This is a genomic window from Sphingopyxis sp. (genome assembly GCF_965279755.1).
In the GTDB taxonomy this organism is placed as follows: domain Bacteria; phylum Pseudomonadota; class Alphaproteobacteria; order Sphingomonadales; family Sphingomonadaceae; genus Sphingopyxis.
Genome location: NZ_OZ257261.1, coordinates 1,746,844 through 1,773,261 on the forward strand (window position 1 = coordinate 1,746,844; position 26,418 = coordinate 1,773,261).

Below are 26,418 nucleotides of genomic sequence, written 5' to 3' on the forward strand. Positions count from 1 at the left end.
AATCTAGCGCTTTTTGCGTGTCTGTTCCACCTCGGCGCGCGACACCAGCGCTATATCCTGTGCACGAATCCAGTCGGGCGAGCCTTCGGGCAGGCCCTGCATCGCGGTTTCGGCATTACGCAGCGCGAGCCCCGCCTGTCCACCCTCCAGATTATAGCGTTCGGCCGAAGCGAGCGCGGCGCGCGCCTGATCGCCCTTGTTCGCATAGACGATACCGAGCTGATACCAGGCGAAGGGATTTTGATTGTCGAGCGCGACCGCGGTCTTGAGCACCTTTTCGGCCTCGGCAAAATTGGCGGGATCTTCGGTCGCGATCAGCGCATGACCGAGCGTTGCGGCGATCAGCGGCTGCGATCTGGAATTGGTCACTGCCTCGCGCAGCGGCGGGATCGCATCCTTGGGCCGCCCGGATTCGAGCATCACCTGACCCTCGAGCTCGAGAAAATAAGGGTCGTGCGGATCGGCCTTGAGCAGGCCCTCGACTTCGGCCAGCGCCTTGTCGGGATAGGCGCTCTTGTGCCAGGCATAGGCGCGGGCATAGCGCGCGGGGATGCTGGTGTTGCTCTCGGGAAATTTGCGCAGTGTGCGCTGCGGGTCGGCGATATAGCCTTCGAGCTTGGCCTTCACGCGCTGAAAGCGCGCCTCGATCTTCGGGTCGGCGGGTTTGGCCCATGCGGGGTCGACGATATAGACTTCGCGCAGCGCCTGAATGCGGTCGCCCGACATCGGATGCGTGCGGCCATAGGCCTGATCGTCGTCCTGCTTGATGCCATAGCGGAATTCGAGATTCTGGAGCTTTTTGAAGAAAGCCAGGCTGCCGCGACCGCTGATTCCCGCCTTCGAAAGATATTGGGCGCCGGCGGCGTCGGCGGTCGATTCCTGAACCCGGTTGAAGGCGAGGTATTTTCCGAGTGCCGCCTGCTGGCCCGCCATCAGAATGCCCATGCCGGCGTCGCCGCCGCCCGCCGCAATCGCCGCGGCGCCGAGCAGAAGGCTGAGGATCGAAATGCCGGTCGCCGCCTTTGCGCCTTCGCTGGCGCGGATCGCATGGCCGCCCATGACGTGACCGAGTTCGTGCGCGAGTACGCCTTGGACTTCTTCAGCGCTGTCCGCCGCCTCGATCAGCCCGCTGAAGACATAGATGTCCTGACTGCCGGCAACGAAGGCATTGATGCTGCGGTCGCCGAGCAGGTGAACGCGCACCTGTCCCGGCTGAAGCCCCGCCGCAACCAGAAGCGGGTCCATCATGTCCTGAAACAGCGCCTCGGTCTCGGCATCGCGCAGGATCGATTGCGCCGCCGCCGGGCGCACCGCGATGGCGATCATCGCGAGAAGGGTCAGCAGGACACGGAAAAACGCGGCCGATTGCTGCGCGCTGCGCGCGGGATGCTGCGGGAATGCGGTCATCGCCGCCTGTCTTGCGCCGCGCGCCTGAACCTCGACTGAAGCCATGCGTGCTTATTGGGGCTCATGGTGCGTGGGCGCAAGGTGCGGATGATAATTCCGCGATCAGTCGAGGGCCAATCGGGCGGCAACGGATATGTTGCCGCCCGATTGGCTTGTCCGATCAGTTGCCAAACGTGCGCTGCCACCAGCCGCGACGGGGTTCGCCGTCGGGCCCAATTTCGCCATCGTCGGCTTCGGCCGCAACAGGCTCGCCGTCTGTCGCGGCGGGCTCTGCCACCGTTTCAGGAGCGGGCTCGGCCACCTTCTTGGCGCGGCTGGCACGCTTTTTCGGCGCAGGCTTGGCGACTTCGGCTTCGGCCTCGACCGGCACAGCCTCTTCGACAGCAGGAGCCTCCGCTACCGGTGCCTCGACGGCTGCAGCAGCTTCGGCTTCCGCAGCGGCTGCGGCTTTGGTCTTGCGCGGCGCGCGCTTGCGCTTCGGCTTTTCCTCGGCAGCGGGTGCTTTCTCGGCCGCGGGTTCGGGAGCGGCTTCGGCCGGAGCGGACTCTTCGGCCTCGACGACCACGGCATCCTCGGCCTTCTTACGACCGCGACCGCCACGGCGGCGCGGTTTCTTCTCGGCGATCTCGGCTTCGGCCTCGACCGGCGCGGCCTCTTCGGCAGATGCTTCGGCGTCAGTGTCGCCGTTGGCTTCGCCTTCGACGTCTTCAGTGCCCTCGGCGCCTTCGTCGTCGCGGCGACCGCGGCGGCCACGGCGGCGGCGGCGGCGGCGCTTGCGGCCTTCGCCGTCCTCGCCTTCCTGGCTTTCGGGCCGTTCGCGGCGAGCGGGGCGCTCCTCGGCCTCTTCGGCTTCGGTTTCTTCTTCCTCGTCCTCATCGACGAAGTCGTCATCATCCTCATCCTCGATCGGCGCGATCGGGGCGAAGCTGCGGCGCGCGATCGGCGGCGGGCCGCTGACCTCGACCGCCATGCGTGCGCCTTCGGTCTCGCCGTCGGGCAGGATTTCGACGGTGACGCCGTAAAGCTCCTCGATCTCGCGCAGTTCGCGCCGCTTTTCGTTGAGGAGGTAGAAGGTCGCTTCCTGGCTCGCGCGCAGGGTGATCTTGTTTCCCTTGCCGCGCGCGGCCTCCTCTTCGATGAGGCGCAGCGCGCTGAGGCCCGCCGACGATGCGGTGCGGACGAGGCCGGTGCCTTCGCAATGCGGGCACGGGCGCGTCGAGGCTTCGAGCACGCCGGTGCGCAGACGCTGGCGGCTCATCTCCATCAGGCCGAAGCCCGAAATGCGGCCGACCTGGATGCGCGCGCGGTCGTTCTTCAGCGCATCCTTCATCGCGCGCTCGACCTTGCGGACGTTCGAGCCATGATCCATGTCGATGAAGTCGATCACGACCAGCCCGGCCATGTCGCGCAGGCGGAGCTGGCGGGCGATTTCGGCCGCGGCCTCCAGGTTGGTGCTGAGCGCGGTCTGTTCGATATTATGCTCGCGCGTGGAGCGGCCCGAGTTGATGTCGATCGATACCAAAGCCTCGGTCGGGTTGATCACCAGATAGCCGCCCGATTTCAGCTGGACGACGGGATTGAGCATCCCCGCGAGCTGATCCTCGACGCCGTAGCGCTGATAGAGCGACACCGGATCGGCATATTGCTTCACGCGCCGCGCGTGGCTCGGCATCAGCAGCTTCATGAACTGCTTCGCCGCCTTATAGCCCTCGTCGCCCTCGACGAGCACTTCCTCGATATCCTTGTGATAGATGTCGCGGATAGCGCGCTTGACGAGATCGCTGTCCGAATGGATCAGCGCGGGCGCGCTCGACCCCAGCGTATTCTCGCGAATTTCGTCCCACAGGCGGGCGAGATAGTCGAAGTCACGCTTGATCTCGACCTTGGTGCGGCTCATCCCCGCGGTGCGGACGATGCAGCCCATCGTCGGCGGCAGCGCCAGCTCGTCGATCATCGCCTTCAGCTTGCGGCGATCGGCCCCGTTCGAAATCTTGCGACTGATCCCGCCGCCATGCATCGTGTTCGGCATCAGCACGCAATAGCGGCCGGCGAGTGACAGATAGGTGGTGAGCGCAGCGCCCTTGTTGCCGCGCTCTTCCTTGACGACCTGCACCAGCATCACCTGACGGCGACGGATGACGTCCTGAATCTTGTAGCGGCGGCGCAGTGACATGCGGTTTTCGCTGTCTTCGTCGTCGTTGCGGCGGCTGCGTCCGCGGCCGCCCTTGCGGTTGTTGTTGCCGCGCCCGCGCCCGCGACCCTTGCGGTCGCCACGGTCGTCCCGAGCTCCCTCGCCGCCGTCTTCGGCCGCTTCGTCGCCATTTTCCTCGGCGTCGTCATGCTCTTCGCCCCGATCGTCACCATCGTCTTCGCCGATGGTTTCGGGGGCAGGGGCGTCGCCATTGTCGTCGTCATGATATTCGACGTCGGCGACATCGCCCTCGAGTTCGTCGAGGTCTTCCTCGGCGCGCTGCGCGGCGGCGGCAGCATGTTCGGCCTCTTCGCGCAGCAACGCGTCGCGGTCTTCCTTCGGAATCTGGTAATAGTCGGGGTGGATTTCGCTGAACGCGAGGAAGCCGTGACGATTGCCGCCATATTCGACGAACGCCGCCTGCAGCGACGGTTCGACACGGGTTACCTTGGCCAGATAGATGTTGCCTTTGAGCTGCTTGTGCTCGGCAGACTCGAAATCAAACTCCTCGATTCGGTTTCCCTTGGTGACGGCGACCCGGGTCTCTTCCCGGTGCCGCGCGTCGATCAACATGCGCGTGGTCATTATTATCACTCCAGGCGCGCCGCGGCGCGCCAAACAAAAAGGCCGCGCCCCTCCCGTGGGAAAGGCTGCGGTCGATAGGGTTCAAAGAAAAAATATCGTTATTGCCGTGCGTGGCCCGCGTCCGGTTGCGGACGCGCATGCGGTCTTCGGTCGCGGCGCATACAGGGGCAAAAGCACCTGCGTCGCGATCAGAAGAGGGCATGGCAAGCCTCATGCGGCATCAACCTGTTTCGGGATTGAGCGGAGCGGCGGTGCGTCTTTCGGAGAGAAAGCCGCTCGTGCCGCCCGGTCAACCGGTGGACTGGCGGCGCATGTCTTTCCCCGCGTGCCCGGCACCGGAGCGGCCCTGATCCGCGATTTGCACGGGCCAGGCCTTTCCCCTCAAAAGGCCGGACGGCGCCGGGAAGGACACCGCCAGTGGGGGGGTGCTAGCATCGGCATGCGCCGACGGCAACCTCCGCCACGGAACAAAGATGGGAAGTGTTCCCAGTGTTGCAATAATTCCCCGGCGGGAAATTCATGTTGAATCGCCTGTTAACCGTGCCGGTTGACCCCGATTTGACGCACTGTGGCTAACACATGGTTCATCTTGTTGTGCGGCCGGGGTGCTCATGTTTTCGAATAAGCGCTGGACCATTGATCGGCCGCGGCGGCATAGAAGCGCCATGGGCCTCCTCTTCGTCCTTCTCGCGATGGTCTTTCATCCGGCGACCGCGTTCGCCGGAACGATCCGCGCGGTCGAAATCGGCAACGACGAGGTGACGCTGCGCTTCGACGATCTCGTCGTCGGCGCCTCGACCTTCATCCTCGCCGGTCCGGACCGGATCGCGCTCGACATTTCGGGCGCCGAGGCGGGCGCCGCGCGTGAAGGATCGGGACTTGTTCGCGCGGTTCGCCAAGGGCAGCCGAACGCCGACACGGCACGCGTGGTGCTCGACCTTGTGCAGCCGGTGATCCTGTCCGACGCGCGCTTCGCCGCCGACGGCCGCAGCCTGAGCTTTCGCCTCCGCCCGGTCTCGGCGAGCGAGTTCGAACGCGCCGCGCGTGGTCCGCGCGCCGAATTGCAGCCGCCCGCCCAATTCCGCGCGAAACCGCCGGGCAAACGCTACAGCGTCACCGTGCCGATCGGCAAACCGAAGCCCGCGCTGCCGCTGCCCGCGATTCAGGGGCCGAACAATCCGCGCCTGCCGCTCGTCGTGATCGATGCCGGGCACGGCGGGCACGATCCCGGCGCGATCAGCCCGCACAGCGGCAAGCGCGAAAAGGATATCACACTGGCGCTTGCCCGCGCGATCCGGGACGATCTGGTCGCGAGCGGCCGGGTCCGCGTCGCCCTGACGCGCTCCGACGACCGCTTTCTGGTGCTCGAGGAGCGCTTCGGGATCGCACGGCGGATGAAGGCCGACCTCTTCATCTCGATCCACGCCGACGCGGCCGAGAATGAGCAGGCGAACGGTGCATCGGTCTATACGCTGTCCGAAGTCGCATCCGACCGCGAAGCGGCGCGGCTAGCGGCGCGCGAGAACAAGGCGAACATCATCAATGGCGTCGATCTTGGCGCGCACAGCAGCGAGGTGTCGTCGATCCTGCTCGACCTGACGCAGCGCGAGACGATGAACGTCGCGTCTGACTTTGCCCGCCTGCTCCAGCGCGAGGCCGCAAGCGCGGTCAAATTTCGCACCAGCGCGCACCGCTTCGCCTCGTTCGTGGTGCTGAAGGCGCCCGACACGCCGTCGATCCTGTTCGAGACGGGCTTCATTTCGAACAAGGACGATGCCGAATTTCTCGCGTCGGCGGCCGGGCAGAAGAAGGTCGCACGCGGCGTTCGCGACGCGGTGCAGATCCATTTCGCGCGTCAGATCGCGGCGGTCGCGCGCTAAATCGGCTTGACCAGCCCTTGCGTCGCCGACAGCGTGCCGGTGACGGGAGAGGCGCATGGCGTGGAGCAACTGGTCGGGCAGCGTCACCGCGCCCGCCGATATAGCGAGGCCGCAAAGCGAGGACGAACTCGCGGCGCTGATCCGGAGGGCCGCCAAGGTTCGCGCGACGGGCGCCGGGCACAGTTTCATGCCGCTTTGTCAGTCCGACGAACTGATTATGGGTCTCGACCGGCTGGCAGGCGAAATGGTGATCGCTGCCGATCGGAAGACGGCACGCATTCCTGCGGGCTGGAGCATCAAGAAGCTGACCGCCTCGCTGTGGGCCGAGGGGCTGGCGCTCGCCAATCAGGGCGATGTCAATCCGCAGTCCCTCGCTGGCGCGATGGCGACGGGGACGCATGGCACCGGCGTCGGCCTCGGCTCGCTGTCGACAATGGCGCGCGGTTTTCGGCTGATCGGCGCCGACGGCGACGCGCACTGGTGCAATGAAACGACCGAACCCGATCTTTATCAGGCGCAGCGGCTGTCGCTCGGGATGTTCGGCATTGCGACCGGGATCGAGGTTGCCGTCGTCCCGGCCTTTCACCTGACCGAACGGATCGAGAAGCGCCGCTGGGGCGAGGTGCGCGAAGGCTATGATGAATGGGCCGGGCAGCATCGCCACATCGAATTCTGGCTCTTTCCGCACGCTGATCATGTGATCCTCAAGACGCTCGAACCTTGCGATCCGTGCGACCCGCCGCCATCGACGACCGATATGGAGGAAACGAGTTTTCGCCGGGTTCTAGATGTCGCGGTGCGGCTGCCCTTCTTGACGCCCTGGCTGCAGCGCGCGATGATGAAGACGCGCTTCGACGGCCATCGCCGCGGGCCGGCGCACGCCGTCTTTCCGTCCGACCGCACGATCCGCTTCGAGGAAATGGAATATGAGCTGCCGCGCGCGGCCGGGCTGGACGCGCTTTCGGATGTCGTCGGCTGGATCCGCAAGAAGCGGCTGCCGGTTACTTTTCCGTTCGAATATCGAACCGTCGCCGCCGACGATATCTGGATGAGCCCGATGAACGCCGGTCCCGTCGCCGCGATTTCGATGCACCAATATGCGAGGATGCCGTGGGCCGGCCACTTCGCCGTCGCCGAGGCCATCTTCCGCAGCTTTGGGGGGCGGCCGCACTGGGCGAAGCGCCACACGCTCACCCGCGATGATGTCGATACGCTCTATCCGATGGCCGAGCGCTATCGTAGCGTGCGCCGCGCCGAGGACCCGCAGGGCAAATTTCTCAACCCCCATCTGGAGGCTCTCTTTTCATGAGCGACGATCTGACCCTGCACGCGCATCTGGTCGGCCGGCAGGGCTCGCGCGCCGACCTTAACACGCCGGTGCTGGTGCTCGATCTGGAGGCGCTCGACCGCAATATCGCGGCGATGGCGAATTTGGCTCGGGAGGCCGGCATCGGCCTTCGCCCGCATGCGAAGACCCACAAAAGTGTCGATATCGCCAAGCGCCAGATTGTTGCGGGTGCGCTCGGCGTCTGCTGCGCGAAGATCGGCGAGGCCGAAGCGCTGGCCGATGGCGGGGTCAACGGCATCCTCATCACCTCGCCGGTCGCGGCGCCGCGCGCGATTGAGCGGCTCGCGAGCCTCGCAAAGCGCGCGAAGGGGCTGATGGCGACGATCGATCACTCCGCGGTTGCCGAACGGATCAATGTCGCGCTGGCGGCCGAAGGCGCGACGCTCGACGTCATCATCGATATCGATCCGGGCATCGCGCGCACCGGGGTCGCCTCGGCCGAGGCCGCGGTTGCACTGGCGCAGGCGATTGCGGCGTTGCCCAATCTGACGCTGCGCGGCGTGCAATTCTATTGCGGGTCGCAGCAGCATATCGAGGCTTATGCCGAACGGCGCGCTGCGATCATCGAACGCACCGACTATCTGAAGAGCGTGATCGCGGCGTTGGCGGACACCGGATTCTCGCCCGAAATCGTCACCGGATCGGGCACCGGCACGCACCGGATCGACCTTGATCTCGGCGTTTTCACCGAGCTGCAGGCGGGCTCCTATGTCTTCATGGACAAGCAATATCTCGATTGCGACCTGACGGGCGAGGGCGATGGTCCGTTCGAAACCGCACTGGGTGTCGATGCGCGCGTCGTCAGCGCCAATCATTCGGGGCTGGTGACGATCGACGCGGGGTTCAAGTCGCTCTCGACCGACGGCGGGATTGCCGTCGTCCGGCGCGGTGCCCCCGAAACCGCCTTCTTTGCCTTCATGGGCGACGAGCATTCGGCGTTGATATCGCCCGACATCGGCAAGCAGCTCGCGCCGGGCGATCCGGTGACGCTGACGGTCCCGCACTGTGACCCGACGGTGAACCTCTACGACCATTATCATGTTGTCGAGGGCGATACGCTCGCCGCGATCTGGCCGGTCAGCGCGCGGGGCCGTGCAAGATAGCGCGACCCGCCGCAACCGCGCTTCCCTTTCCGATGCACAGGCTTTAGAGGCTCTTGGCATATGCCTTCCGAGACCATGTCCCACTTCCGCTACCGACTGCGCCGCGACAGCAATGCCGTCATCGCCTGGTTCCGGGAGATGTGGGTGCGGCGCTGGTTTCGCTGGCTCGGCTATCTGGCCGGCGCGGGGGTGCTGGCGCTGATCCTCGGCTGGGCGGTGTTCGCCCGCAATCTGCCGTCGGTCGACCAGCTTCGCGATTACGAGCCGCCGCTGCCGACGATGGTCCGCGATGCCGACGGCAAGCCCGTTCACAGCTATGCGCGCGAACGGCGCGTCCAGCTGGAATATAGCGAATATCCGCCGCTGCTCGTCCGCGCCTATCTGGCGGCGGAAGATCGCACCTTCTTCGAGCATGGCGGGATCGATTATCCGGGTATCGCCAGCGCGATCATCACCAACATGACGAACAGCGGCCGTCCGATCGGCGCCTCGACGATCACGCAGCAGGTCGCGAAGAACCTGCTGCTGACCAACGAGCTCAGCTATACCCGCAAGATTCGCGAGCTGATTCTGGCGAAGCGCATCGAGGGGGCGCTGACCAAGGAACAGATCCTCGAGCTGTATCTCAACGAAATCCCGCTGGGCCGCCGCAGCTTCGGCGTGCAGGCCGCGGCGCGCGCCTATTTCAACAAGGATGTCGATCAGCTCGCGCTCCACGAAATGGCCTTTCTTGCCATCCTGCCCAAGGCGCCCGAAACCTATGGTCGCGCGCGCAATGCTGAAAAGGCGATCGCGCGGCGCAATTTCGTGCTGTCCGAAATGTTCCGCAACGGCTGGATCAGCGCCGCGCAGCGCGACGCCGCGCAGGCGATGCCGCTCGGCCTGTCGGACACGGGGAACAAGGCGGTCGCGCAGGTCGGCGGCTATTATATGGAAGAGGTGCGCCGCCAGCTGATCGACCAGTTCGGCGAGACTCCCGAAGACGGCCCGCTGTCGGTCTATGGTGGGGGGCTGTGGGTCCGCACGTCGTACGACGGCAAGATGCAGGACGCGACGACGAGTGCTCTGCGCAAGGGGCTCCAGCGCTACGACGCCGGCAAGGGCTGGTCGGGCCCGATCGCGACGATCGAGGCCGACGACAAGTGGCAGAGCCGCCTCGCGTCGAGCTTCATCGGCATCGATTATGACAATTGGCGGGTCGCTGCGGTGATCTCGAAATCCGCCGCTGCGGCGCGGATCGGCTTTGCAAATGGCGACACCGGCACGCTTCCTGCGGGCGCGGCCGCGCTCGGCTATCGCAAGACCGGCGGCAGCGCTTTCTCGGCGATGCGCCCCGGCGACCTGATCGCGGTCAAGGCGACCGCACCGGGCACCTACCAGCTCAAAAACATTCCCGAAGTATCGGGCGGCATGGTCGTCCAGAGCCCGCATTCGGGCCGCATCTATGCGATGCAGGGCGGGTTCGACGTCAAGCTGTCGCCGTTCAACCGCGCGACGCAGGCCGAACGCCAGCCGGGTTCGACGATCAAGCCCTTCGTTTATGCGACCGCGCTCGACAACGGCATGACCCCCGCGACGATGATCGTCGACGGGCCTTTCTGCGTCTATCAGGGCGCGCGCTTCGGCAACAAATGCTTCCGCAACTTCGGCGGCGGCGGCGGGTCGGGCGAACATACGATGCGCTGGGGCCTCGAACAGTCGCGCAACCTGATGACGGTGCGTACCGCGAGCCAGATCGGCATGGAACCGATCGTCGACACGATCCAGACGATGGGCATCGGCAAGCACGAACCCTATCTGTCAACCGCGCTCGGCGCCGGATCGACGACGGTCGAGAAGATGACCAACGCCTTCGCAATGCTCGCCAATCATGGCCGCGAGTTGAAGCCGCGTCTGATCGACTATGCGCAGGATCGCCGCGGCAAGGTGATATTCCCCAAGAACTGGCGCGCGTGCGTTGGCTGCAACATGTCGGACTGGGACGGCAAGCCGATGCCGCGCTTCGCGCCCACCGGCAAACAGCTGATGGATCCGATGACCGCCTATCAGGTCGTCCATATGCTTGAGGGCGTGGTCCAGCGCGGCACCGCGGTGCGCCTGCGCGACCTTGGCGTGCCTTTGTTCGGCAAGACGGGGACGACGACCGGCCCGAACGACGTCTGGTTCGTCGGCGGATCGCCCGACGTCGTCGCGGGAGTCTATATCGGCTTCGACAAGCCGCGCAGCATGGGCGGCTATGCGCAGGGCGGCAGCTTTGCGGCACCGATCTTCAAGGATTTCTTCCTTGGTGCCCTGACCGACGCCCCGCCGGTGCCGTTCACCGCGCCGAAGGGCATCCGCATGGTTCGCATCGATCGTCAGTCGGGACGCCGCGTCTATGGCAGCTGGCCGGGCAGTGATCCGAAGGCCTCGATCATCTGGGAGGCCTTCAAGCCCGAAAGCGAACCGCGCCGGACGATTCGCGAAGAGGAAATCAAGCCGATCAAGGCGCCTAAGGCGGCGACCGGTCCGGCCCGGAAGGGTGCCACCGGTCGCAGCGACAGCGACTTCCTCGACGACCGCGGCGGCATCATCTGACGCTTGTCTATGGCGCATCAGTCTTTATGGCCGGTGCCCAACCGAATTTCAGGAGCAATACCATGCGCGCCGAAGCGCAGGATCATGTCGATACGATCAACGCCGCGCTGGCTCTGCTGCGCCGGTTCCTCGATTGGGACCGCGCTGTGCGCCGGCTCGACGAACTGAATGCGAAGGTCGAAGACCCGACGCTGTGGGAGAATCCCAGGGCGGCGCAGGAGGTCATGCGCGAACGCCGCCGCCTCGACGAGGCGATTACCGCGACGCGTTCGATCGAGCGCGAATGCGCCGACACGGCCGAGTTGATCGAACTCGCCGAAATGGAAGGCGACGAGGCGCTGGCCGACGAGGCGGTCGCCTCGCTTGCCACGCTCGCCGCGCGCGCCGAAGAGGACAAGATCAAGGCGCTGCTGGCCGGCGAAGCCGACGCCAACGACGCCTATATCGAAGTTCACGCGGGCGCGGGCGGCACCGAAAGCCAGGACTGGGCCGAAATGCTCCAGCGCATGTACAGCCGCTGGGCCGAAAAACGCGGCTTCAAGGTCGAGCTGGTCGAATATCAGGGCGGCGATCAGGCCGGCATCAAGTCGGCGACGATGCTGGTCAAGGGCGAGAATGCCTATGGTTATGCCAAGACCGAAAGCGGCGTTCACCGCCTCGTCCGCATCTCGCCCTACGACAGCTCGGCGCGGCGCCACACCAGCTTCTCGTCGGTATGGGTCTATCCGGTGATCGACGACAATATCGAGATCGAGATCAACGAGAGCGACCTGAAGATCGACACCTATCGCGCCTCGGGCGCGGGCGGGCAGCACGTCAACACCACCGACTCGGCGGTCCGCATCACGCACATCCCGACCGGGATCGTCGTCGCGAGCCAGAACGACCGGTCGCAGCACAAGAACCGCGCGACCGCGATGGGGATGCTGAAGGCGCGCATGTACGAGGCCGAGCTGCAGAAGCGCGAAGCCGCGGCGTCGGGCGAATATCAGGCCAAGACCGAGATCGGCTGGGGCCATCAGATCCGCTCCTACGTTCTCCAGCCCTATCAGCTGGTGAAGGATCTGCGCACCGGCGTAACCTCGACCGCGCCCGGCGATGTGCTCGACGGCGCGCTCGATCCCTTCATGGCGGCGGCGCTGTCGCAGAAGGTGACGGGCGAAAAGGTCGAGGTGGAGGACATCGATTGATGATGCGCGGCGTCCTTGTGGCGCTGGCCTTCATGCCGCTGCTTGGCGGCTGCGATAGCCCGTGGAGCGAGGACAGCGACCGGCCCGAGACCGCGCGCGAATTTCCGCCCGCCGACCGTCCCGTCGCGCCGATAACCTCGACCAAATGGTCGACCGAGGAAGCGCGCGATCGCGTCAACGAGGCCGAAGACATCATGGATTCGGCCGACGTCCACGCGGGCATGACGGTCGCCGACATCGGCGCGGGCGACGGCTATTACACTGTGCGTCTGGCTCCGCGCGTCGGCACGTCGGGCCGTGTGCTGGCACAGGACATCCAGCCCGAGGTGATCGAGCGGCTCGCCGACCGCGTCGCGCGCGAGCGGCTCGACAATGTTTCGCTGAAGCTTGGCGCGATCGACGATCCGCGGCTTCCCGCGAACAGCTTCGACCGCGTGTTCATGGTCCATATGTATCACGAGATCGGCGAGCCCTACGCCTTCCTGTGGCGGCTCCGTCCGGCGCTCCGCGCAGGCGGGCAGGTGATCGTCGTCGATGGCGACCGCCCGATCGCGCAGCATGGCACGCCCTTCCGTCTGCTCGTCTGCGAGTTCGAAGCGGTCGGCTACAAGCTCGTCTCCTATGACGACAAGGCGCACGCCGGCGGCTATCTCGCGCGCTTCGTGCCCGACGGCAAACGCCCGAAGCCCGAAGCCATTACGGTCTGCAAGAACCCCTAATAGGTGAGGAGTCGGTCGTCGGGGCCGACGTCGGCGAGGAAGCTGACCAGGCCCCCGGCGCGCACCTGCGGCACCAGTTCGTTCGCGGTCATGCCCACGAGCGCCATGCCGGTCTGGCAGACGATCAGTCGCACATCCATCGCCATCGCCTCGGCGATCAATGAGACGAGGTCGGGTTGCCCAGCGGCGCGGCGCGCGGGATCGCCGTCGAACGACACCGGCACGCGGAGCAGCGCCGCCGCTTCGCCTTGCAGGAACAGGCGCGCCGGATGGCTCAGCGCAGCGGCGGCGGCCGCCGCTTCGAGCGCGGCATAGAAGCGCGCGCCGTCGGCCGATGCGACGATGATGCTCAGCCCCGGCATATCGGACACTCCGGATCCTTGGCGACGGCAACCTCGCGCCAGCGGCGATCGAGCATGTCGACGATCGCGAGCTTGCCGGTGAGTGGCTGGCCCCAACCGGTCAGCGCGCGTGTCGCCTCGAGCGCCGCCATCGTACCGATCATCCCCGCGAGCGCGCCTATCACGCCCTGCTCGGCACAGTTGATACCGGGGCGGTCGGGATCGTCGCCGACGAGGCAGGCATAGCAGGGGGCACCCGCGCGCCATCCCTCGTAGAGCGCAACCTGTCCCTCGAACGCCCCGATCGCGGCGGAGAGCAGCGGGATTTTCAACGCGACGGCAGCGCGATTGACCGTAAGCCGCGTTTCGAAATTGTCGCAGCCGTCGAGGATCAGGCTCGCGCCCGCCAGCAGCGCTTCGGCATTGCCGGTGTCGATTCGCTGCGCGACCGTGATCGCCTCGACATGCGGATTGATACGACGCGCGGCGTCGGCGGCGACGCGTGCCTTTGGCGCCCCGATGTCGGCGTCGGTGAACAGCGGCTGGCGCTGCAGGTTCGACAGCTCGACGACATCACCGTCGATGATCGTCAGTCTGCCGACACCCGCAGCGGCGAGATAGGTGATCGCCGGGCACCCGATCCCGCCCGCGCCGATAATCGCGACATGCGCAGCCCTCAGCTTCGCTTGCCCCGCGCCGCCAAAGGCGGGCAGAATGATCTGGCGCGCGTAGCGGTCGAGTTCGGCGTCGCTGAGCAAGGGCTATTCGCCCGGCTGGCGGATCTTCATCGCCGACAGCGAGCCGACATTCTCGGGGATGTTGTCGTCTTCGATTTCCTCTTCGCTGCCGGCGCTTGCGATCCCGGTCGAACCGAAGCCGCCCGCGCCGCGCGCGGTTTCGTTGAGCGTCTCGACCTCGGCGAAGGTGGCGCGCTGGACGGGGGCGGGGACGATCTGGGCGATGCGGTCGCCGCGTGCGATCTCGAAATTATCCTCGGACAGGTTGGCGAGAATGACCTTCACCTCGCCGCGATAGTCGCTGTCGATCGTGCCGGGCGTGTTGAGGCAGGTGATGCCATGCTTCAGCGCGAGGCCCGAGCGCGGGCGGACCTGCACCTCATATCCAGGCGGGATCGCCATCGCGAAGCCGGTCGCGACGGCGTGCCGCGCGCCGGGCCGCAGGGTCAGCGTCTCGGCCGCGACGACGTCCATCCCCGCCGCGCCGTCGCTCGCATAGGCGGGCAGGGGCAGGCCGCCGCCGTTTGGCAGGCGCTGGATCGCGATTTCAATCGGGGTGCCGGGATCATTTTTGGACGGGTGCACGGATTTCGAGCTCATCGGCGATCTTTTCCATCAATTTGCGGGCAACGGCGCTTTTGGGTAGCCGGTCCCAGCTGTCTACGCCCGCTTTGCTAACGATATGCACGCGGTTCGTCTCGCCGCCCATCGGGTCGGCGGACACGTCGTTGGCGACGATCCAGTCGCATCCCTTTCGCGCAAGCTTCGCTTCGGCATGCGCGATGATGTCGTTGGTCTCGGCGGCGAAGCCGATCAGCAGCGGAGGACGCTGCGGGCTCTTCGCGACGCTGGCAAGGATGTCGGGGTTCTCGGCAAGCGCGAGCGGCGGGACCGCCCCGCTGCCGTCCTTCTTGATCTTCTGCGTCGCCGTATCGGCGGCACGCCAGTCGGCAACGGCGGCGACCATGATCGCGGCATCGACCGGCAGGCCGGCTTCGACCTCGGCCGCCATCTCGCGCGCGGTTTCGACATCGACCCGGATCACGCCCGGCGGCGTGGGCAGCGGTACGGGGCCGGCGACGAGCAGCACCTCGGCCCCCGCTTCGGCAGCGGCGGCGGCGATCGCAAAGCCCTGTTTGCCGCTCGACCGGTTGGCGATGTAGCGCACCGGATCGATCGGCTCGTGCGTCGGGCCCGCGGTGATCAGGATGCGGCGGCCGAAGAGCGGGCGGTGGTTTGCGGGTGCGAAATCTGGCTGGCCCGTCAGCGGGAGCGGCGCGGGCGCATTCGCGAGCGCCCTGTCGATTGCGTCCTTGATCGCCGCGGGTTCGGGCAGGCGGCCCGGACCATATTCGCCGCACGCCATCTCGCCTTCGTCGGGCTCCATTACGGTGACGCCGTCGCCGCGCAGCGTGGCGACGTTGCGCTGCGTCGCCGCGTGGAGCCACATGCGGACGTTCATCGCCGGCGCCGCGAGCACGGGCTTGTCGGTCGCGAGCAAAAGCGTCGTCGCCATGTCATCCGCGATGCCCGCCGCCATCTTCGCGAGCAGGTCAGCGGTCGCCGGCGCGACGACGACCAGGTCGGCCTCGCGGCTCAGCTGGATATGGCCCATTTCGACCTCGTCCTTCAGGTCGAAAAGATTTGTATATACTTTATTTTCGCTGAGCGCGGCGAGCGTCAGCGGGGTCACGAACTGCTCGCCCGAGCGCGTCAGGACACAACGCACGACATAGCCCGCCTTGCGGAGCAGGCGGACGAGCTCGATGCTCTTGTAGGCGGCAATTCCGCCGCCGATGATGAGCAGGATGCGGGGTGCGGTCATAGGGCTAACCTAGCCATTGCAAGACCGCGGCGCCAGCCGCTGCGCCAATCAGCGCCGTCAGGGCATAGCGCCACCAGATTCGCCTCTCGCCCTTTTCCCACATCAGCGAGATCTCTGGCAGCGGCGGTGCGGGCGGGGCGGCGCCTTTCTTCGGCAATTGCGCGTCGAGGCGGCGGATGATGTCGGGGACCAACGCGAGCGTCTTGCCCTGTTCGCGCAGACCATCGGCGAGCGCAGCCTCGGGGCCGAGTTCGTCGCGGATCCATTCGCTGACGAACGGGCCCGACACGTCCCACATATTGATCTTCGGATCGAGCATCGTCGCAACGCCCTCGACCATCACCATCGTTTTCTGGAGAAGGAGGAGGTGCGGCTGCGTCTGCATGTCGAAATCGCGCGTGATCGCGAACAGCCCGTCGAGCATCTGACCGACGCTGAGCTCGCTCACCGGCTTGCCGCGCATCGGCTCGCCGACCGCGCGGAGCGCCGTCGCGAATTCCTCGACACTGTGATAGTCGGGGACATATTGCGCCTCGAAATGAATTTCGGCGACGCGGCGGTAATTGCCGGTGGTCAGGCCGTAGAGGATCTCGGCGAGCCAGTAGCGCGCCTGCCGGTTGATGCGGCCCATGATCCCGAAATCGACCGCGGCGATCGTCCCGTCGGCCTTCACGAACAAATTGCCCTGATGCATGTCGGCGTGGAAGAATCCCTCGGCGATTGCCTGCCGCAGGAAGGCGTTGACGAGGTTCGCCGACAAGGTCTCCATGTCGTGCCCGGCGGCGATCAGCTGGTCGCGTCGCGAAATCTTGATCCCGTCGATCCAGTCGAGCGTCATCACGCGGTTCGCGGTGCGGTCCCAGTCGATCGCCGGGACTTCATAGGTCGGAACGCCGACCATCGCGTCGCGCAGTTCGGATGCCGAGGCCGCCTCGCGGCGAAGGTCGAGTTCGCGCAAGGTCCAGCGGCGGAAATTGGCAATGACTTCGCGCGGGCGCAACCGTGTCGCTTCGCCGCCGAATGCCTCGAGATGCGCCGCCGCCCACTCATAGGTGTCGATATCGCGCGCGAACTGCTTGTCGATGCCGGGGCGGCGGACTTTGACCGCGACCTGGCGGCCGTCGGTCGTGACCGCGCGGTGGACCTGCGCGATCGATGCCGAGCCGACGGGTTCGGGGTCGAATTCGCTGTAAAGGCTTTCGAGCGGAACCTCGAAGGTTGCCTCGATCTCTTGCCGGATCCGCTCGAACGGCACTGGTGCCAGCGCATCCTGCAACGTCAGCAGGTTGCGCGCGGCGTCCTCGCCGACAAGGTCGGGGCGCGTCGCGAGCGTCTGGCCGAGCTTCACCGCGGCTGGGCCGATAGCCTGAAAGGCGGCGGCATAGTCCGGCACCTTCGGCTGGATCGTGCCGAGCCGTGCGATGCGGCAAAGGCGCTTCACCCCCGGCGGCGTTTGCGGCGCCGTCTCGATCCCGCGCAGCGCCCCGTGGCGCGCGAGGATACGGCCCCATTTCAGCAGGCGGGCAATATGGGTGACGGGTCGGGTCAAGCTTTCCACCCGCTGTGGATCGCGACGAGGCCGCCCATGATCGGTTCGACCTTCACCGCGGTGAAGCCGGCCTCGCGGATCATCTGCGCGAATTTGGGCATCGGCGGGAAACGGCGGATCGATTCGATGAGGTAGCGATAGCTGTCCTCATCATCGGCGATCAGCTTGCCAAGCTTGGGGACGAGGCGGTGCGAATAGGCGTCATAGACCTGCGCGAAACCCGGCCATTCATTGGTCGAGAATTCGAGGCAGAAGAAACGCCCGCCATAGCGCAGCACGCGGTGCGCTTCCTTCAGCGCGGCGGGGATGTCGGTGACGTTGCGGATGCCGAAGGCGATCGTATAGGCATCGAAAAACTGGTCGGGAAAGCTCAGCGTCTCGGCATTCTGCTCGGACCAGACGAGGCTGTCGATCCCGCGTTCCGCCGCGCGTTCGACACCGACCCCCAGCATGTCGGGGTTGATGTCGGCGACGGTGATGCGCGCGCCGCTCTTCTCCATGCGAAAGGCTATGTCGCCGGTGCCGCCCGCCATGTCGAGGATCGCCTCGCCCTCGCGCGGCTTCACGCGGCGGACGAAGCGGTCTTTCCAGAGGCGGTGCATGCCGCCCGACATCGCGTCGTTCATGATGTCATATTTGCGCGCGACGCGGCTGAACACTTCGCCGACCATCGCGGTCTTCTCGCCAGTCGGAACCTGTTCGTAACCGAAGCTGACGGTGTCGGGAGTGGCCATGGAGCGCGCGCCTTTTGCGGGGGAGAAGGTGTGTTGCGTCGGCCTTTAGCCGGGCCTTGCCGTGCAGGCAAATGGCGCGTAGCCCGACAGGCGATATGCCCGAATTGCCCGAAGTCGAAACCACCGTTCGCGGCCTTGCCCCTTTCCTCGAAGGGCAAAGGCTGATGGCGGTCACCACATTTCGTCCCGATCTGCGGCGGCCCTTCCCGGCCGATCTTGCCCAGCGGCTGACCGGCGCGACGGTCATAGGTCTTTCGCGCCGTGCCAAATATGGTGTCATCTCGACCGACCGCGACGATCATATGATCTTTCACCTCGGGATGTCGGGGCGCTGGCGCACCGAGGGCGGCGAGGCGGGCAAGCACGACCATCTGCTTCTCGAAACCGGGGCGGGGCACCGGTTGTTCCTCCACGATCCGCGGCGATTCGGATCGGTCGATCTGGTGAGCGGCGATCCGCTGGCGCTGTTCCCGGCGTTCGTGACGCTTGGCCCGGAGCCGCTGTCGGACGAATTCGACGCCGCGTATCTGTCCAAGGCGCTCGCCGGGCGGCGCGCGCCGATCAAGGCCATGCTGCTCGACCAGACCGTCGTCGCGGGCCTCGGCAACATCTATGTCTGCGAGGCGCTCAACATGGCCAAGATCTCGCCGCTGAAGCCCGCTGCCGATGTATCCAGGGCGAAACTCGCGGCGCTCGTCCCGGCGATCAAGGAGGTCCTGATCGCGGCGATCGCGGTCGGAGGCTCGACCCTGCGCGATTTCCTGAGCCCCGAAGGCGACCTTGGCTATTTCGCGAAAGACTGGCGCGTCTATGGCCGCGAGGGCGAGCGTTGCGAATGCGGCGGGACGATCGTGCGCGTGGTACAGAGCGGCCGTTCGACCTTTTACTGCCCGAAATGCCAGCGTTAGGGGCGGTTTCCTGGTTGACCGGAGGCATCAATCTGGCTATGCGCGCACCCTTCGAGCAGGGTCCGGGCGTCCGGAACCGGCCACATCCGGACATTGATTCGCTGCTTTGAGCGCGATTCGGCTGCTCCGTTGAGGCTGTGCTCCGACCATGTAGACCGTTTGAAAGACTAGAGGAATTTATGGCCAATACGCCGCAGGCAAAGAAGCGCATCCGCCGCAACACCGCGCGCACCGTCGTGAACAAGAATCGCGTTTCGCGCATTCGCACGCTGGTGAAGAAGGTCGAGAACGCCGTCGCCGCTGGCGACAAGGACGCGGCCGCGACCGCGCTGAAGGCAGCGCAGCCCGAAATGGCACGCGGCGTTGCCAAGGGCGTGCTCCACAAGAACACCGTGGCCCGCAAATTCTCGCGCCTGACCAAGAGCGTGAACGCGATCGCCTGATCTGTCCTGAAAGGACACAAAAAAGACCCGCTGGCGCGCCGCCAGCGGGTCTTTTTTTGCGTCCTAGATTGTGACGAGCCGATGGCAATAGTGTTGCAGCGCGGTAAGTGACGGAATTAGCACGATTCGCTGCCGTCACAAATGACGTCACAAATAAGATATTGAAATATATAGGAAAATACCGGTTTTGACGCGATTCCGTCACGCTCTGCGAGTCAAGATTTTTATTTCAGTATTTTTACATGCGCCGGTCTTGATCGACTCGGCGCCCCCTGCCTAGACAGGGGTGTCGTCGGCCTTCGCCGTCGGCCGCCACATCGACATGATTCGCACTTTTTCGGACTGTTGTCCGGGACAGGATGCTTGTGCCTATGCGCAGGCTCGACGGGTCGGCGTGTGAGCTGGCTGCGCGAAGGATCCGGCGGTGGGGGCTTCAGGGGGCGACACGGCGTGATGCAAAGCGGGGATCGGCATGATTTGGATGCAAGGAACAGGGTTGTGAGTGGCGATGCCGCTGCGCTCTGGCCGCGCGTCGCCGAAGGGCTCCGTCGCGACCTTGGCGCGCGCACCTTCGACCATTGGCTGAAGCCCGTCCGCTTTGCCGATTATTGCGCGCTGTCGGGCGTCGTGACGCTCGAGACCGCGAGCCGTTTTTCTGCGAACTGGATCAACGAGCGCTTCGGTGATCGGCTCGAGCTCGCCTGGCGCCAGCATCTGCCCGCAATCCGCAGCGTGACCGTGCGTGGCGGTGCCGCGGCGACCGACCGCGCATCGGCACTGTCGGCGCAGCCGCTGCCGGTGTTCGAAGCGCCGGCGGCGCCCGCTGCCAATCCTGCGCTGCTCGGTTTCGATCCGCGTCTGTCGTTCGAGCGTTTCGTCGTCGCGCGCAGCAACATCCTTGCCGCCAACGCCGCGCGCCGCATGGCGATGGTCGAGGCGCCGCAGTTCAACCCGCTCTACCTCTGCTCGGGCACCGGGCAGGGCAAGACGCACCTGCTGCAGGCGATCGCGCAGGATTATGCAAAGGCGCACCCGACCGCGAATATCATCCTGATGTCGGCCGAAAAATTCATGCTCGAGTTCGTCGGCGCAATGCGCGGCGGCGACATGATGGCGTTCAAGGCGCGTCTGCGCGCTGCCGACCTGCTGCTGCTCGACGATCTGCAGTTCGTGATCGGCAAGAATTCGACGCAGGAAGAACTGCTCCACACGATCGACGACCTGATGACCGCGGGCAAGCGCCTCGTCGTCACCGCCGACCGTCCGCCGGCGATGCTCGACGGGGTCGAGGCACGGCTGCTGTCGCGCCTGTCAGGCGGGCTTGTCGCCGATATCGAGGCACCCGAGGATGATCTGCGCGAACGCATCATCCGCCAGCGGCTTGCCGCGATGCCGATGGTCGAGGTGCCCGACAATGTGGTCGCCTATCTGGTCAAGCATTTCACGCGCAACATCCGCGAGCTCGAAGGCGCGCTCAACAAGCTGCTCGCCTATGCCGCGCTCACCGGGACGACGGTCGACCTCGCGCTGGCCGAGGACCGGCTGGCCGAAAATGTCCGCAGTGCGCGTCCGCGGATCACGATCGACGAAATCCAGCGTGCGGTCTGTGCTCACTATCGCCTCGACAAGTCGGAGATGGCGTCGAAGCGCCGGGTTCGCGCAGTTGCCCGCCCGCGGCAGGTCGCGATGTATCTCGCCAAGGAACTGACACCGCGCTCCTATCCAGAGATCGGCCGCCGCTTTGGCGGGCGTGACCATTCGACGGTGATTCATGCGGTGAGGACGGTCGAGGCGCTGCGCGTCAACGACAGCGAACTCGACGCCGAAATCGCGGCGATCCGGCGGAGCCTCAACGGCTGATCCACAGGTTTTGCCGGGCTTGTCCCGGTTCTGTCCCCGGACTTGCCCACAGCGGGGCGCCGGACACAAAAAGGCCCGCCCTCCTTAGCCGGAGGGCGGGCCTTTTGTTTGCGTCTGCGAAACGGATCAGCTCTTTGGCGGCGGTGCCACCGTGATGCGGACGCGCTCGCCCGAGTTGCCGGGGAAGCCGGTGAACATCGCTTCGACCAGATTCGGCACGATCGCCTGCAGATTATTGTCGCGCGACTGCGCCTCGGCATGGCCTTCGAACAGGCGATAGCCGTCGGCGGCGCGATTGATCTGGAGGTTCAGGCCGCTGGTATAGACGGTGTAGCTCGACACGTCGTTATAACCCCAGCCCGGACCGAAGCCGCCCCACATGAAGGGATCACGATAGCCATAGACATAGCGGCGTCCGCTGCGGCCGGTGACGATCACCGGACGATAATAGGACGGACCGAAGCCGCCGAACCAGGGATCGCGGAAACCGGGGCTCGACTCGACGCGCTCGCGCCCCTTGTCGATGCCATAGTCCATGCGGACGACCAGATCGGGGCGCTCGCCGTTCGCGGCGGGACGATAGCCATATTGCGTGAGCTCGCCGGCGACGAGGTTCGCATATTGGCCGAATTCAATGCCGCCCTGCAGCGCGGGGTCGCTGGCCTCGATCGCAAAGCTCTGTCCCTGCGGTGCGGGAAGCTGCGTCTGGAAACGCGCGACATTCGCCTTGAACGGGGTCGCACAGCCGGCGAGTGCCAAGGCGGCGCCGGCGATTGCGGCGAGACCCAGGCGGCGGGAAATAATCTTGCTCATACCCATGCTCCGTGATTCGGACAGGCGCGCAGCGCGCACCTCCGATAACATGACTACGCCGCCGCGACTTAACCTTGGTTGAACTCGCTTCAACGCATGATGGCACCGACCCCCAATATGGGGGCTCCGCAACAGGAAACAAGAATTTTCCTTTGTCTGTCGCCGCCTAGCGGCAGAGCCCCAGCGCGGCATAGGCGGCGTCCAGCGTCGGCCGTGCCAGTTCCGAGGCTCGCGCCGCGCCGGCTTCGAGCGCGGCGTCGATCGCGGCCGGATCGGCCTTGAGCTCCGACAGCCGCGTCGCGATCGGACGCAACGTCTCGACGAGCAGTTCGCCGAGCGCCGGCTTGAACGCACCGAATCCCTGTCCGGCAAAGCGCGCAAGCACCGCGTCGACGCTCTCGTCGGCCATCGCGGCATAGATCGATACCAGATTCTTCGCCTCGGCGCGCCCTTCGAGAGCGGCGGCTTCCGACGGCAGCGGTTCGGCATCGGTCTTCGCCTTGCGGATCTTCGCCATGATCGTGTCGGGGTCGTCGACCAGATTGATGCGACTCATGTCGCTGGGGTCTGACTTCGACATTTTCGCGCTGCCGTCGCGCAGGCTCATGATGCGTGCGGCGGTCGGCGGGATCGTCGGCTCGGGCAGGGTGAAGGTCTCGGTCCCTGTGTCGAGGTTGAACTTGGTCGCGATGTCGCGCGCTAGCTCCAGATGCTGTTTCTGATCGTCCCCGACCGGGACGTGCGTCGTCTGATAGAGCAGCACGTCGGCCGCCTGCAGCACGGGATAGGCGTAAAGTCCGACGCTGGCGCCCTCGCGGTTCTTGCCCGACTTTTCCTTGAACTGCGTCATGCGGTTCAGCCAGCCGATGCGCGCTGTGCAGAACAGCAGCCAGGCAAGCTCGGCATGCGCGGGGACGCGCGCCTGATTGAACAGAACCGCCTTTGCGGGGTCGATCCCCGCCGCCATCAACGCCGCCGCCATCTCGCGCGTGTTCGCGGTGAGTTCGGCGGGGTCGTTGTGAACGGTGATCGCGTGAAGGTCGGCGAGGAAATAGAGCTTTTCGCCGGGCATGTCATCCTGCATGCGTACCCAGTTGCGGATCGCGCCCAGATAATTGCCGAGGTGCAAATTTCCGGTGGGCTGAATGCCCGATAGCGTCCGCATGTCTTACTCCTGAGTTTCGGCAGCTTTGCCGCGCCGCCGCGTGAGCATGCGAACCAGATCCTTGTCAAGCGCACCCACGACGAAGGCGGTGGTAAAGAAGACCGCACCGCCAGCGCTGCAGAGGATGGCGAGCGACCAGATCCGCTCGAACGCGCTGCCGCTGTAATAGGGCTCCATCAGCGGCATCATATACCAGAGCAGGGCCGCCATCGCGGCGACCGCGATCAGCTGGCGCGCGATCTTGCTCGCGAGCTTTGCGGTGAAATGGAACCAGCCACGGCGGTGCAGCACGATGTAGAGCAGCAGGCAGTTGATCGAGGCGGATACTGCGGTCGCCGCCGCCAGCCCGACGATCCCGTAGCGTTCGACGACATAGAGATTGATCGCGATGTTGACGGTCAGCGAGGCGAGCGCGGTCCACACCGGGGTCTTCGTATCCTCGCGCGCGAAGAAGCCCGGGTTCAGGATCTTGACGATGACATAAGCGGGCAGGCCGCAGATCAGCGCCACGACGATCTGCGCCATGATCACCCCATCGCCTTCGGTAAACTTGCCGCCGACGAAAAAGGCGGTGACGAAGGCGGGCGCGCATATCGCGAGCGCGGCTGCGGCGGGCAGGGTCAGCAGGGTCGCGATCTCGAAGGCATTGCCCTGCAGCCGCTGGGCCTCGGCGGCATCGCCGCTGTGGATATGGCGCGACAGCATCGGCAGGATCGCGGTGCCGAGCGCGATGCCGACGATACCGAGCGGGAGCTGGTTCAGCCGGTCGGCGAGCTTGAGCAGCGTCAGCGAGCCTTGCGGCAGCGAGGTGGCGAAGAAGGTGTCGACGAACTGACTGATCTGATAGATGCCGGCGCCGAAGGTCGCGGGCAGGATCAGCATGCCGAGCCTTTTCACCTCGGGGGTGACTTTCGGCAGATGCCAATGAAGCTTCAGCCCCGCGCGGCGCACCGCCCACCACATATAAACAAGCTGGAAGACGCCCGCGACGCTGACCGCGACGGCAAGTGCCTCGGCAACGATCCGGTCGTCGCCGCCGGGGCCGCGCAACCACCAGCCGGCGATAATGCCGCTGATCAGCACGATATTGAGCAGCACGGGCGCAAAGGCCCCCGGCGCAAAGCGCGACCGCGCGTTGAGCAGCCCCGACAGCATCGCGACGAGACTGACGAGCGCCAGATAGGGAAAGGTCACGCGGCTCAGGAAGACCGCGAAGTCGAACTTGCCCGGTACGGCTTGAAAGTCGCGCGCGAGGATCCAGACGATTCCCGGCATCGCGATCATCATCACGCCCGAAAAGGCGAGCAGCACCCAGAGGAAGACCGACAGCACGTCGTCGGCAAATTTCGCCGCGGCTTCCTCGCCGCCCCCAAGGTCATCGGCACCATGCAGCGCGCGGCTGTACATGGGGACGAAGGCCACCGAGAAGGCCCCTTCGGCGAACAGGCGGCGAAAGGTGTTGGGCAGGGTGAAGGCGAGCTGGAAGGCATCGGCCGCCAGCCCCGCACCGAGGACGCGCGCGAGCAGCATGTCGCGCGCGAAGCCGAAGATGCGGCTGACCATCGTCAGCCCGCCAATCGTCCCGACGCTCTTGACGAGGCTGGTCAAATCGCCGCCCCGCCGCCGGCTTTACGCGTTACCGAGGGGCGCGCCTTCGGCGGCCAGTTCGTCCTGCGCCTGCGCCTGCTGCATGAACAGGCCGTGGAAATCGATCGGTTCGAGCAGCAGCGGCGGGAAGCCGCCGTCGCGGACGACATCGGCAACGACGCGGCGCGCGAAGGGGAAGAGGATGCGCGGCGCTTCAGCGAGGAAGAAGGGCTGCAGCTGGTCGTCGGGGACGTTGCGGACGCCGAACAGGCCGGCATATTTCAGGTCGACGACGAACATCGTGCCTTCGTCGGCCTTCGAGCTGATGTCGATCTTCAGCGAGACCTCATAGAGATTCTCGCCGACATTGTCCGCGCCGATGTTGAACTGGACGTCGATCTGCGGAGCCGACTGCCACTGATAGGCGGCGGGCGCGTTCGGGTTTTCGAACGACAGATCCTTCACATATTGCGAAATCAGACCGATTGCGGGCGCCGTATCTTCGCCATTCGCCTGCGGGGCGGGGTTGAGGTCGATGCCGGTTTCATCAGCCATGATGTTAACGCTTTCACTGCAAGATAAAGGGAAGGTCCGTCGCGGGACGGACGGTTGCGGCGGCGCTTAGCAGCGGCGAAGGGCGAGCACAATGGCCCGCGCGCGGCGCGCGCGAGCCCCGAATCGTTGACCTGCCGCGTGGCCGGGGGCATGGTGATTTGAAACATGGCTGCGGATCGCCTATGTATCGACGACTGTTTTTCCTGTTCCAAGACGGATTTTGCCTGTGACCGCTTTCTCGATCGTCCTGCTCGCCATGATCGCTGCCTTCCTGGGCATGCGACTCTATTCGGTGCTCGGCAAACGGACCGGGCACGAGCAGGAACCCGTGCTGCCGCGCCGCGACGAGCGTCCGGCTCCCGCGGCGGCTCCGGTCCGCCTCGATGAAGGCGATGGCGCCTCGACCTTGCCGGCTGGTCTCCCTGGCGGTTCGGGCTTCGTCTATGAGCCTTCGGCCGAAGCGGGGCTGCGCCAGCTGCTCGCCGCCGACCGTAACTTCGACGCCGGCCGTTTCATGGAGGGCGCCGAGGCGGCGTATCGCATGATCCTGGAGGCGTTCTGGTCGGGCGACCGCGATACCCTTCGCGATCTGTGCGACGACGACAGCTATGAAGGCTTCGTCGCGGCGATCGAAGCACGCGATGCGCGCGGCGAAACGCTCGACAATCGTCTGATGGGTGTGGATTCGGCCAAGATCACTGCGGTCGAGGTCAATCGCCGCGAGGCGCGGATCACCGTACGCTATCAGGCCGACATCAGCGCCGTCACGCGCGACGCCGACGGCAAGATGATCGCCGGATCGATGAGCGACGCGTCGCAGACCGACGATCTCTGGACCTTCCGCCGTCAGATCGGCAGCAGCGATCCCAACTGGCTGCTCGACGAAGTCGAAGCCGCCTGA

At 65.6% G+C, this 26,418-nt stretch carries 21 protein-coding genes and 1 pseudogene; 10 read left to right on the forward strand and 12 right to left on the reverse strand.

What is annotated here, in order from left to right:
- Nucleotides 1-3 precede the first annotated feature (3 nt).
- Both ACQY80_RS08565 and ACQY80_RS08570 read right to left on the reverse strand, forming a co-directional pair.
- Entirely contained in the window at nt 4-1,407 is a 1,404-nt protein-coding gene (locus ACQY80_RS08565) for a M48 family metalloprotease (protein WP_428685798.1), read from the reverse strand.
- 160 nt (nt 1,408-1,567) lie between these two features.
- Nucleotides 1,568-4,183: an Rne/Rng family ribonuclease gene (locus ACQY80_RS08570; protein WP_428685551.1), complete on the reverse strand. Its 2,616-nt coding sequence runs from the start codon at nt 4,181-4,183 to the stop codon at nt 1,568-1,570.
- Nucleotides 4,184-4,848: 665 nt separating this feature from the next.
- Between ACQY80_RS08570 and ACQY80_RS08575 the strand changes: the two genes are divergently transcribed.
- From ACQY80_RS08575 to ACQY80_RS08600, 6 genes are all read left to right on the forward strand, one after another.
- Nucleotides 4,849-6,063 (forward strand): N-acetylmuramoyl-L-alanine amidase, encoded by a 1,215-nt coding sequence (locus ACQY80_RS08575; RefSeq protein ID WP_428685553.1) that lies wholly within the window; start codon nt 4,849-4,851, stop codon nt 6,061-6,063.
- Nucleotides 6,064-6,118: 55 nt separating this feature from the next.
- The gene (locus tag ACQY80_RS08580) at nt 6,119-7,372 is read left to right on the forward strand and encodes a D-arabinono-1,4-lactone oxidase (RefSeq protein WP_428685555.1); all 1,254 of its coding nucleotides are present in this window, start codon (nt 6,119-6,121) and stop codon (nt 7,370-7,372) included.
- Entirely contained in the window at nt 7,369-8,514 is a 1,146-nt protein-coding gene (locus ACQY80_RS08585; RefSeq protein ID WP_428685557.1) for a DSD1 family PLP-dependent enzyme, read from the forward strand. Before ACQY80_RS08580 ends, ACQY80_RS08585 begins: the two co-directional genes overlap by 4 nt.
- Before the next feature lie 60 nt (nt 8,515-8,574).
- A complete protein-coding gene (locus tag ACQY80_RS08590) occupies nt 8,575-11,091 on the forward strand; it encodes a penicillin-binding protein 1A (protein WP_428685559.1) in 2,517 nt (838 codons plus the stop codon).
- Nucleotides 11,092-11,153: 62 nt separating this feature from the next.
- Nucleotides 11,154-12,281 (forward strand): peptide chain release factor 2, encoded by a 1,128-nt coding sequence (prfB, locus tag ACQY80_RS08595; protein ID WP_428685561.1) that lies wholly within the window; start codon nt 11,154-11,156, stop codon nt 12,279-12,281.
- A gap of 2 nt (nt 12,282-12,283) precedes the next feature.
- Entirely contained in the window at nt 12,284-13,000 is a 717-nt protein-coding gene (locus ACQY80_RS08600; RefSeq protein WP_428685800.1) for a class I SAM-dependent methyltransferase, read from the forward strand.
- On the opposite strand, the gene ACQY80_RS08605 is transcribed toward ACQY80_RS08600, so the two are convergent.
- The 6 genes and pseudogenes from ACQY80_RS08605 to ACQY80_RS08630 all read right to left on the reverse strand — a co-directional run bounded on the left by ACQY80_RS08605 (nt 12,997) and on the right by ACQY80_RS08630 (nt 18,186).
- Nucleotides 12,997-13,362 carry a DsrE family protein gene (locus ACQY80_RS08605; protein WP_428685802.1) on the reverse strand — a complete coding sequence of 122 codons (366 nt, stop codon included), beginning with the start codon at nt 13,360-13,362 and terminating at the stop codon, nt 12,997-12,999. The genes ACQY80_RS08600 and ACQY80_RS08605 overlap by 4 nt on opposite strands.
- Complete coding sequence (locus ACQY80_RS08610; protein ID WP_428685563.1) at nt 13,350-14,099, reverse strand: HesA/MoeB/ThiF family protein; 750 nt, start codon at nt 14,097-14,099, stop codon at nt 13,350-13,352. Before ACQY80_RS08610 ends, ACQY80_RS08605 begins: the two co-directional genes overlap by 13 nt.
- Before the next feature lie 102 nt (nt 14,100-14,201).
- Nucleotides 14,202-14,678: pseudogene (dut, locus tag ACQY80_RS08615) on the reverse strand (dUTP diphosphatase); the annotation flags it as partial.
- Nucleotides 14,644-15,903: a bifunctional phosphopantothenoylcysteine decarboxylase/phosphopantothenate--cysteine ligase CoaBC gene (coaBC, locus tag ACQY80_RS08620; RefSeq protein WP_428685565.1), complete on the reverse strand. Its 1,260-nt coding sequence runs from the start codon at nt 15,901-15,903 to the stop codon at nt 14,644-14,646. The gene coaBC and the pseudogene dut, both read right to left, overlap by 35 nt.
- 4 nt (nt 15,904-15,907) lie before the next feature.
- Nucleotides 15,908-17,452, reverse strand: a complete 1,545-nt coding sequence (ubiB, locus tag ACQY80_RS08625) for a 2-polyprenylphenol 6-hydroxylase (protein WP_428685567.1) — start codon at nt 17,450-17,452, stop codon at nt 15,908-15,910.
- Nucleotides 17,449-18,186 (reverse strand): class I SAM-dependent methyltransferase, encoded by a 738-nt coding sequence (locus tag ACQY80_RS08630; RefSeq protein ID WP_428685569.1) that lies wholly within the window; start codon nt 18,184-18,186, stop codon nt 17,449-17,451. Before ACQY80_RS08630 ends, ubiB begins: the two co-directional genes overlap by 4 nt.
- Nucleotides 18,187-18,281: 95 nt before the next feature.
- Between ACQY80_RS08630 and mutM the strand changes: the two genes are divergently transcribed.
- The 3 genes from mutM (at nt 18,282) to dnaA (ending at nt 21,397) form a co-directional block, all read left to right on the forward strand.
- Nucleotides 18,282-19,094, forward strand: a complete 813-nt coding sequence (mutM, locus tag ACQY80_RS08635; protein WP_428685804.1) for a bifunctional DNA-formamidopyrimidine glycosylase/DNA-(apurinic or apyrimidinic site) lyase — start codon at nt 18,282-18,284, stop codon at nt 19,092-19,094.
- Nucleotides 19,095-19,273: 179 nt separating this feature from the next.
- Nucleotides 19,274-19,537, forward strand: a complete 264-nt coding sequence (rpsT, locus tag ACQY80_RS08640) for a 30S ribosomal protein S20 (RefSeq protein ID WP_037514171.1) — start codon at nt 19,274-19,276, stop codon at nt 19,535-19,537.
- A gap of 498 nt (nt 19,538-20,035) precedes the next feature.
- Complete coding sequence (dnaA, locus tag ACQY80_RS08645) at nt 20,036-21,397, forward strand: chromosomal replication initiator protein DnaA (RefSeq protein WP_428685572.1); 1,362 nt, start codon at nt 20,036-20,038, stop codon at nt 21,395-21,397.
- Between the two features lie 126 nt (nt 21,398-21,523).
- Here the strand turns inward: dnaA and ACQY80_RS08650 are convergent, their stop codons facing one another.
- The 4 genes from ACQY80_RS08650 to secB form a co-directional block, all read right to left on the reverse strand.
- Nucleotides 21,524-22,210 carry a DUF4136 domain-containing protein gene (locus tag ACQY80_RS08650; protein WP_428685574.1) on the reverse strand — a complete coding sequence of 229 codons (687 nt, stop codon included), beginning with the start codon at nt 22,208-22,210 and terminating at the stop codon, nt 21,524-21,526.
- Between the two features lie 166 nt (nt 22,211-22,376).
- Entirely contained in the window at nt 22,377-23,375 is a 999-nt protein-coding gene (trpS, locus tag ACQY80_RS08655) for a tryptophan--tRNA ligase (protein ID WP_428685576.1), read from the reverse strand.
- Between the two features lie 3 nt (nt 23,376-23,378).
- Nucleotides 23,379-24,938 (reverse strand): murein biosynthesis integral membrane protein MurJ, encoded by a 1,560-nt coding sequence (murJ, locus tag ACQY80_RS08660; RefSeq protein WP_428685806.1) that lies wholly within the window; start codon nt 24,936-24,938, stop codon nt 23,379-23,381.
- A 66-nt stretch (nt 24,939-25,004) separates the two neighbouring features.
- The gene (gene secB / locus ACQY80_RS08665) at nt 25,005-25,517 is read right to left on the reverse strand and encodes a protein-export chaperone SecB (RefSeq protein WP_428685578.1); all 513 of its coding nucleotides are present in this window, start codon (nt 25,515-25,517) and stop codon (nt 25,005-25,007) included.
- Nucleotides 25,518-25,773: 256 nt separating this feature from the next.
- On the opposite strand from secB, the gene ACQY80_RS08670 reads away from it, so the two are divergent.
- Complete coding sequence (locus ACQY80_RS08670) at nt 25,774-26,418, forward strand: Tim44/TimA family putative adaptor protein (RefSeq protein WP_428685808.1); 645 nt, start codon at nt 25,774-25,776, stop codon at nt 26,416-26,418.

Bases quoted from the DNA above. Each gene is read 5' to 3' on its own strand.
- ACQY80_RS08570 (WP_428685551.1), bottom strand. From the start codon at position 4,183: ATGACCACGCGCATGTTGATCGACGCGCGGCACCGGGAAGAGACCCGG.
- ACQY80_RS08650 (WP_428685574.1), bottom strand. From the start codon at position 22,210: ATGAGCAAGATTATTTCCCGCCGCCTGGGTCTCGCCGCAATCGCCGGC.
- secB (WP_428685578.1), bottom strand. From the start codon at position 25,517: ATGGCTGATGAAACCGGCATCGACCTCAACCCCGCCCCGCAGGCGAAT.
- ACQY80_RS08585 (WP_428685557.1), top strand. From the start codon at position 7,369: ATGAGCGACGATCTGACCCTGCACGCGCATCTGGTCGGCCGGCAGGGC.
- ACQY80_RS08630 (WP_428685569.1), bottom strand. From the start codon at position 18,186: ATGGCCACTCCCGACACCGTCAGCTTCGGTTACGAACAGGTTCCGACT.
- ACQY80_RS08575 (WP_428685553.1), top strand. From the start codon at position 4,849: ATGGGCCTCCTCTTCGTCCTTCTCGCGATGGTCTTTCATCCGGCGACC.
- ACQY80_RS08605 (WP_428685802.1), bottom strand. From the start codon at position 13,362: ATGCCGGGGCTGAGCATCATCGTCGCATCGGCCGACGGCGCGCGCTTC.
- prfB (WP_428685561.1), top strand. From the start codon at position 11,154: ATGCGCGCCGAAGCGCAGGATCATGTCGATACGATCAACGCCGCGCTG.
- coaBC (WP_428685565.1), bottom strand. From the start codon at position 15,903: ATGACCGCACCCCGCATCCTGCTCATCATCGGCGGCGGAATTGCCGCC.
- murJ (WP_428685806.1), bottom strand. From the start codon at position 24,938: ATGGTCAGCCGCATCTTCGGCTTCGCGCGCGACATGCTGCTCGCGCGC.
- ACQY80_RS08600 (WP_428685800.1), top strand. From the start codon at position 12,284: ATGCGCGGCGTCCTTGTGGCGCTGGCCTTCATGCCGCTGCTTGGCGGC.
- ACQY80_RS08565 (WP_428685798.1), bottom strand. From the start codon at position 1,407: ATGACCGCATTCCCGCAGCATCCCGCGCGCAGCGCGCAGCAATCGGCC.
- mutM (WP_428685804.1), top strand. From the start codon at position 18,282: ATGCCCGAATTGCCCGAAGTCGAAACCACCGTTCGCGGCCTTGCCCCT.
- ACQY80_RS08590 (WP_428685559.1), top strand. From the start codon at position 8,575: ATGCCTTCCGAGACCATGTCCCACTTCCGCTACCGACTGCGCCGCGAC.
- rpsT (WP_037514171.1), top strand. From the start codon at position 19,274: ATGGCCAATACGCCGCAGGCAAAGAAGCGCATCCGCCGCAACACCGCG.
- ACQY80_RS08580 (WP_428685555.1), top strand. From the start codon at position 6,119: ATGGCGTGGAGCAACTGGTCGGGCAGCGTCACCGCGCCCGCCGATATA.
- ACQY80_RS08670 (WP_428685808.1), top strand. From the start codon at position 25,774: ATGATCGCTGCCTTCCTGGGCATGCGACTCTATTCGGTGCTCGGCAAA.
- trpS (WP_428685576.1), bottom strand. From the start codon at position 23,375: ATGCGGACGCTATCGGGCATTCAGCCCACCGGAAATTTGCACCTCGGC.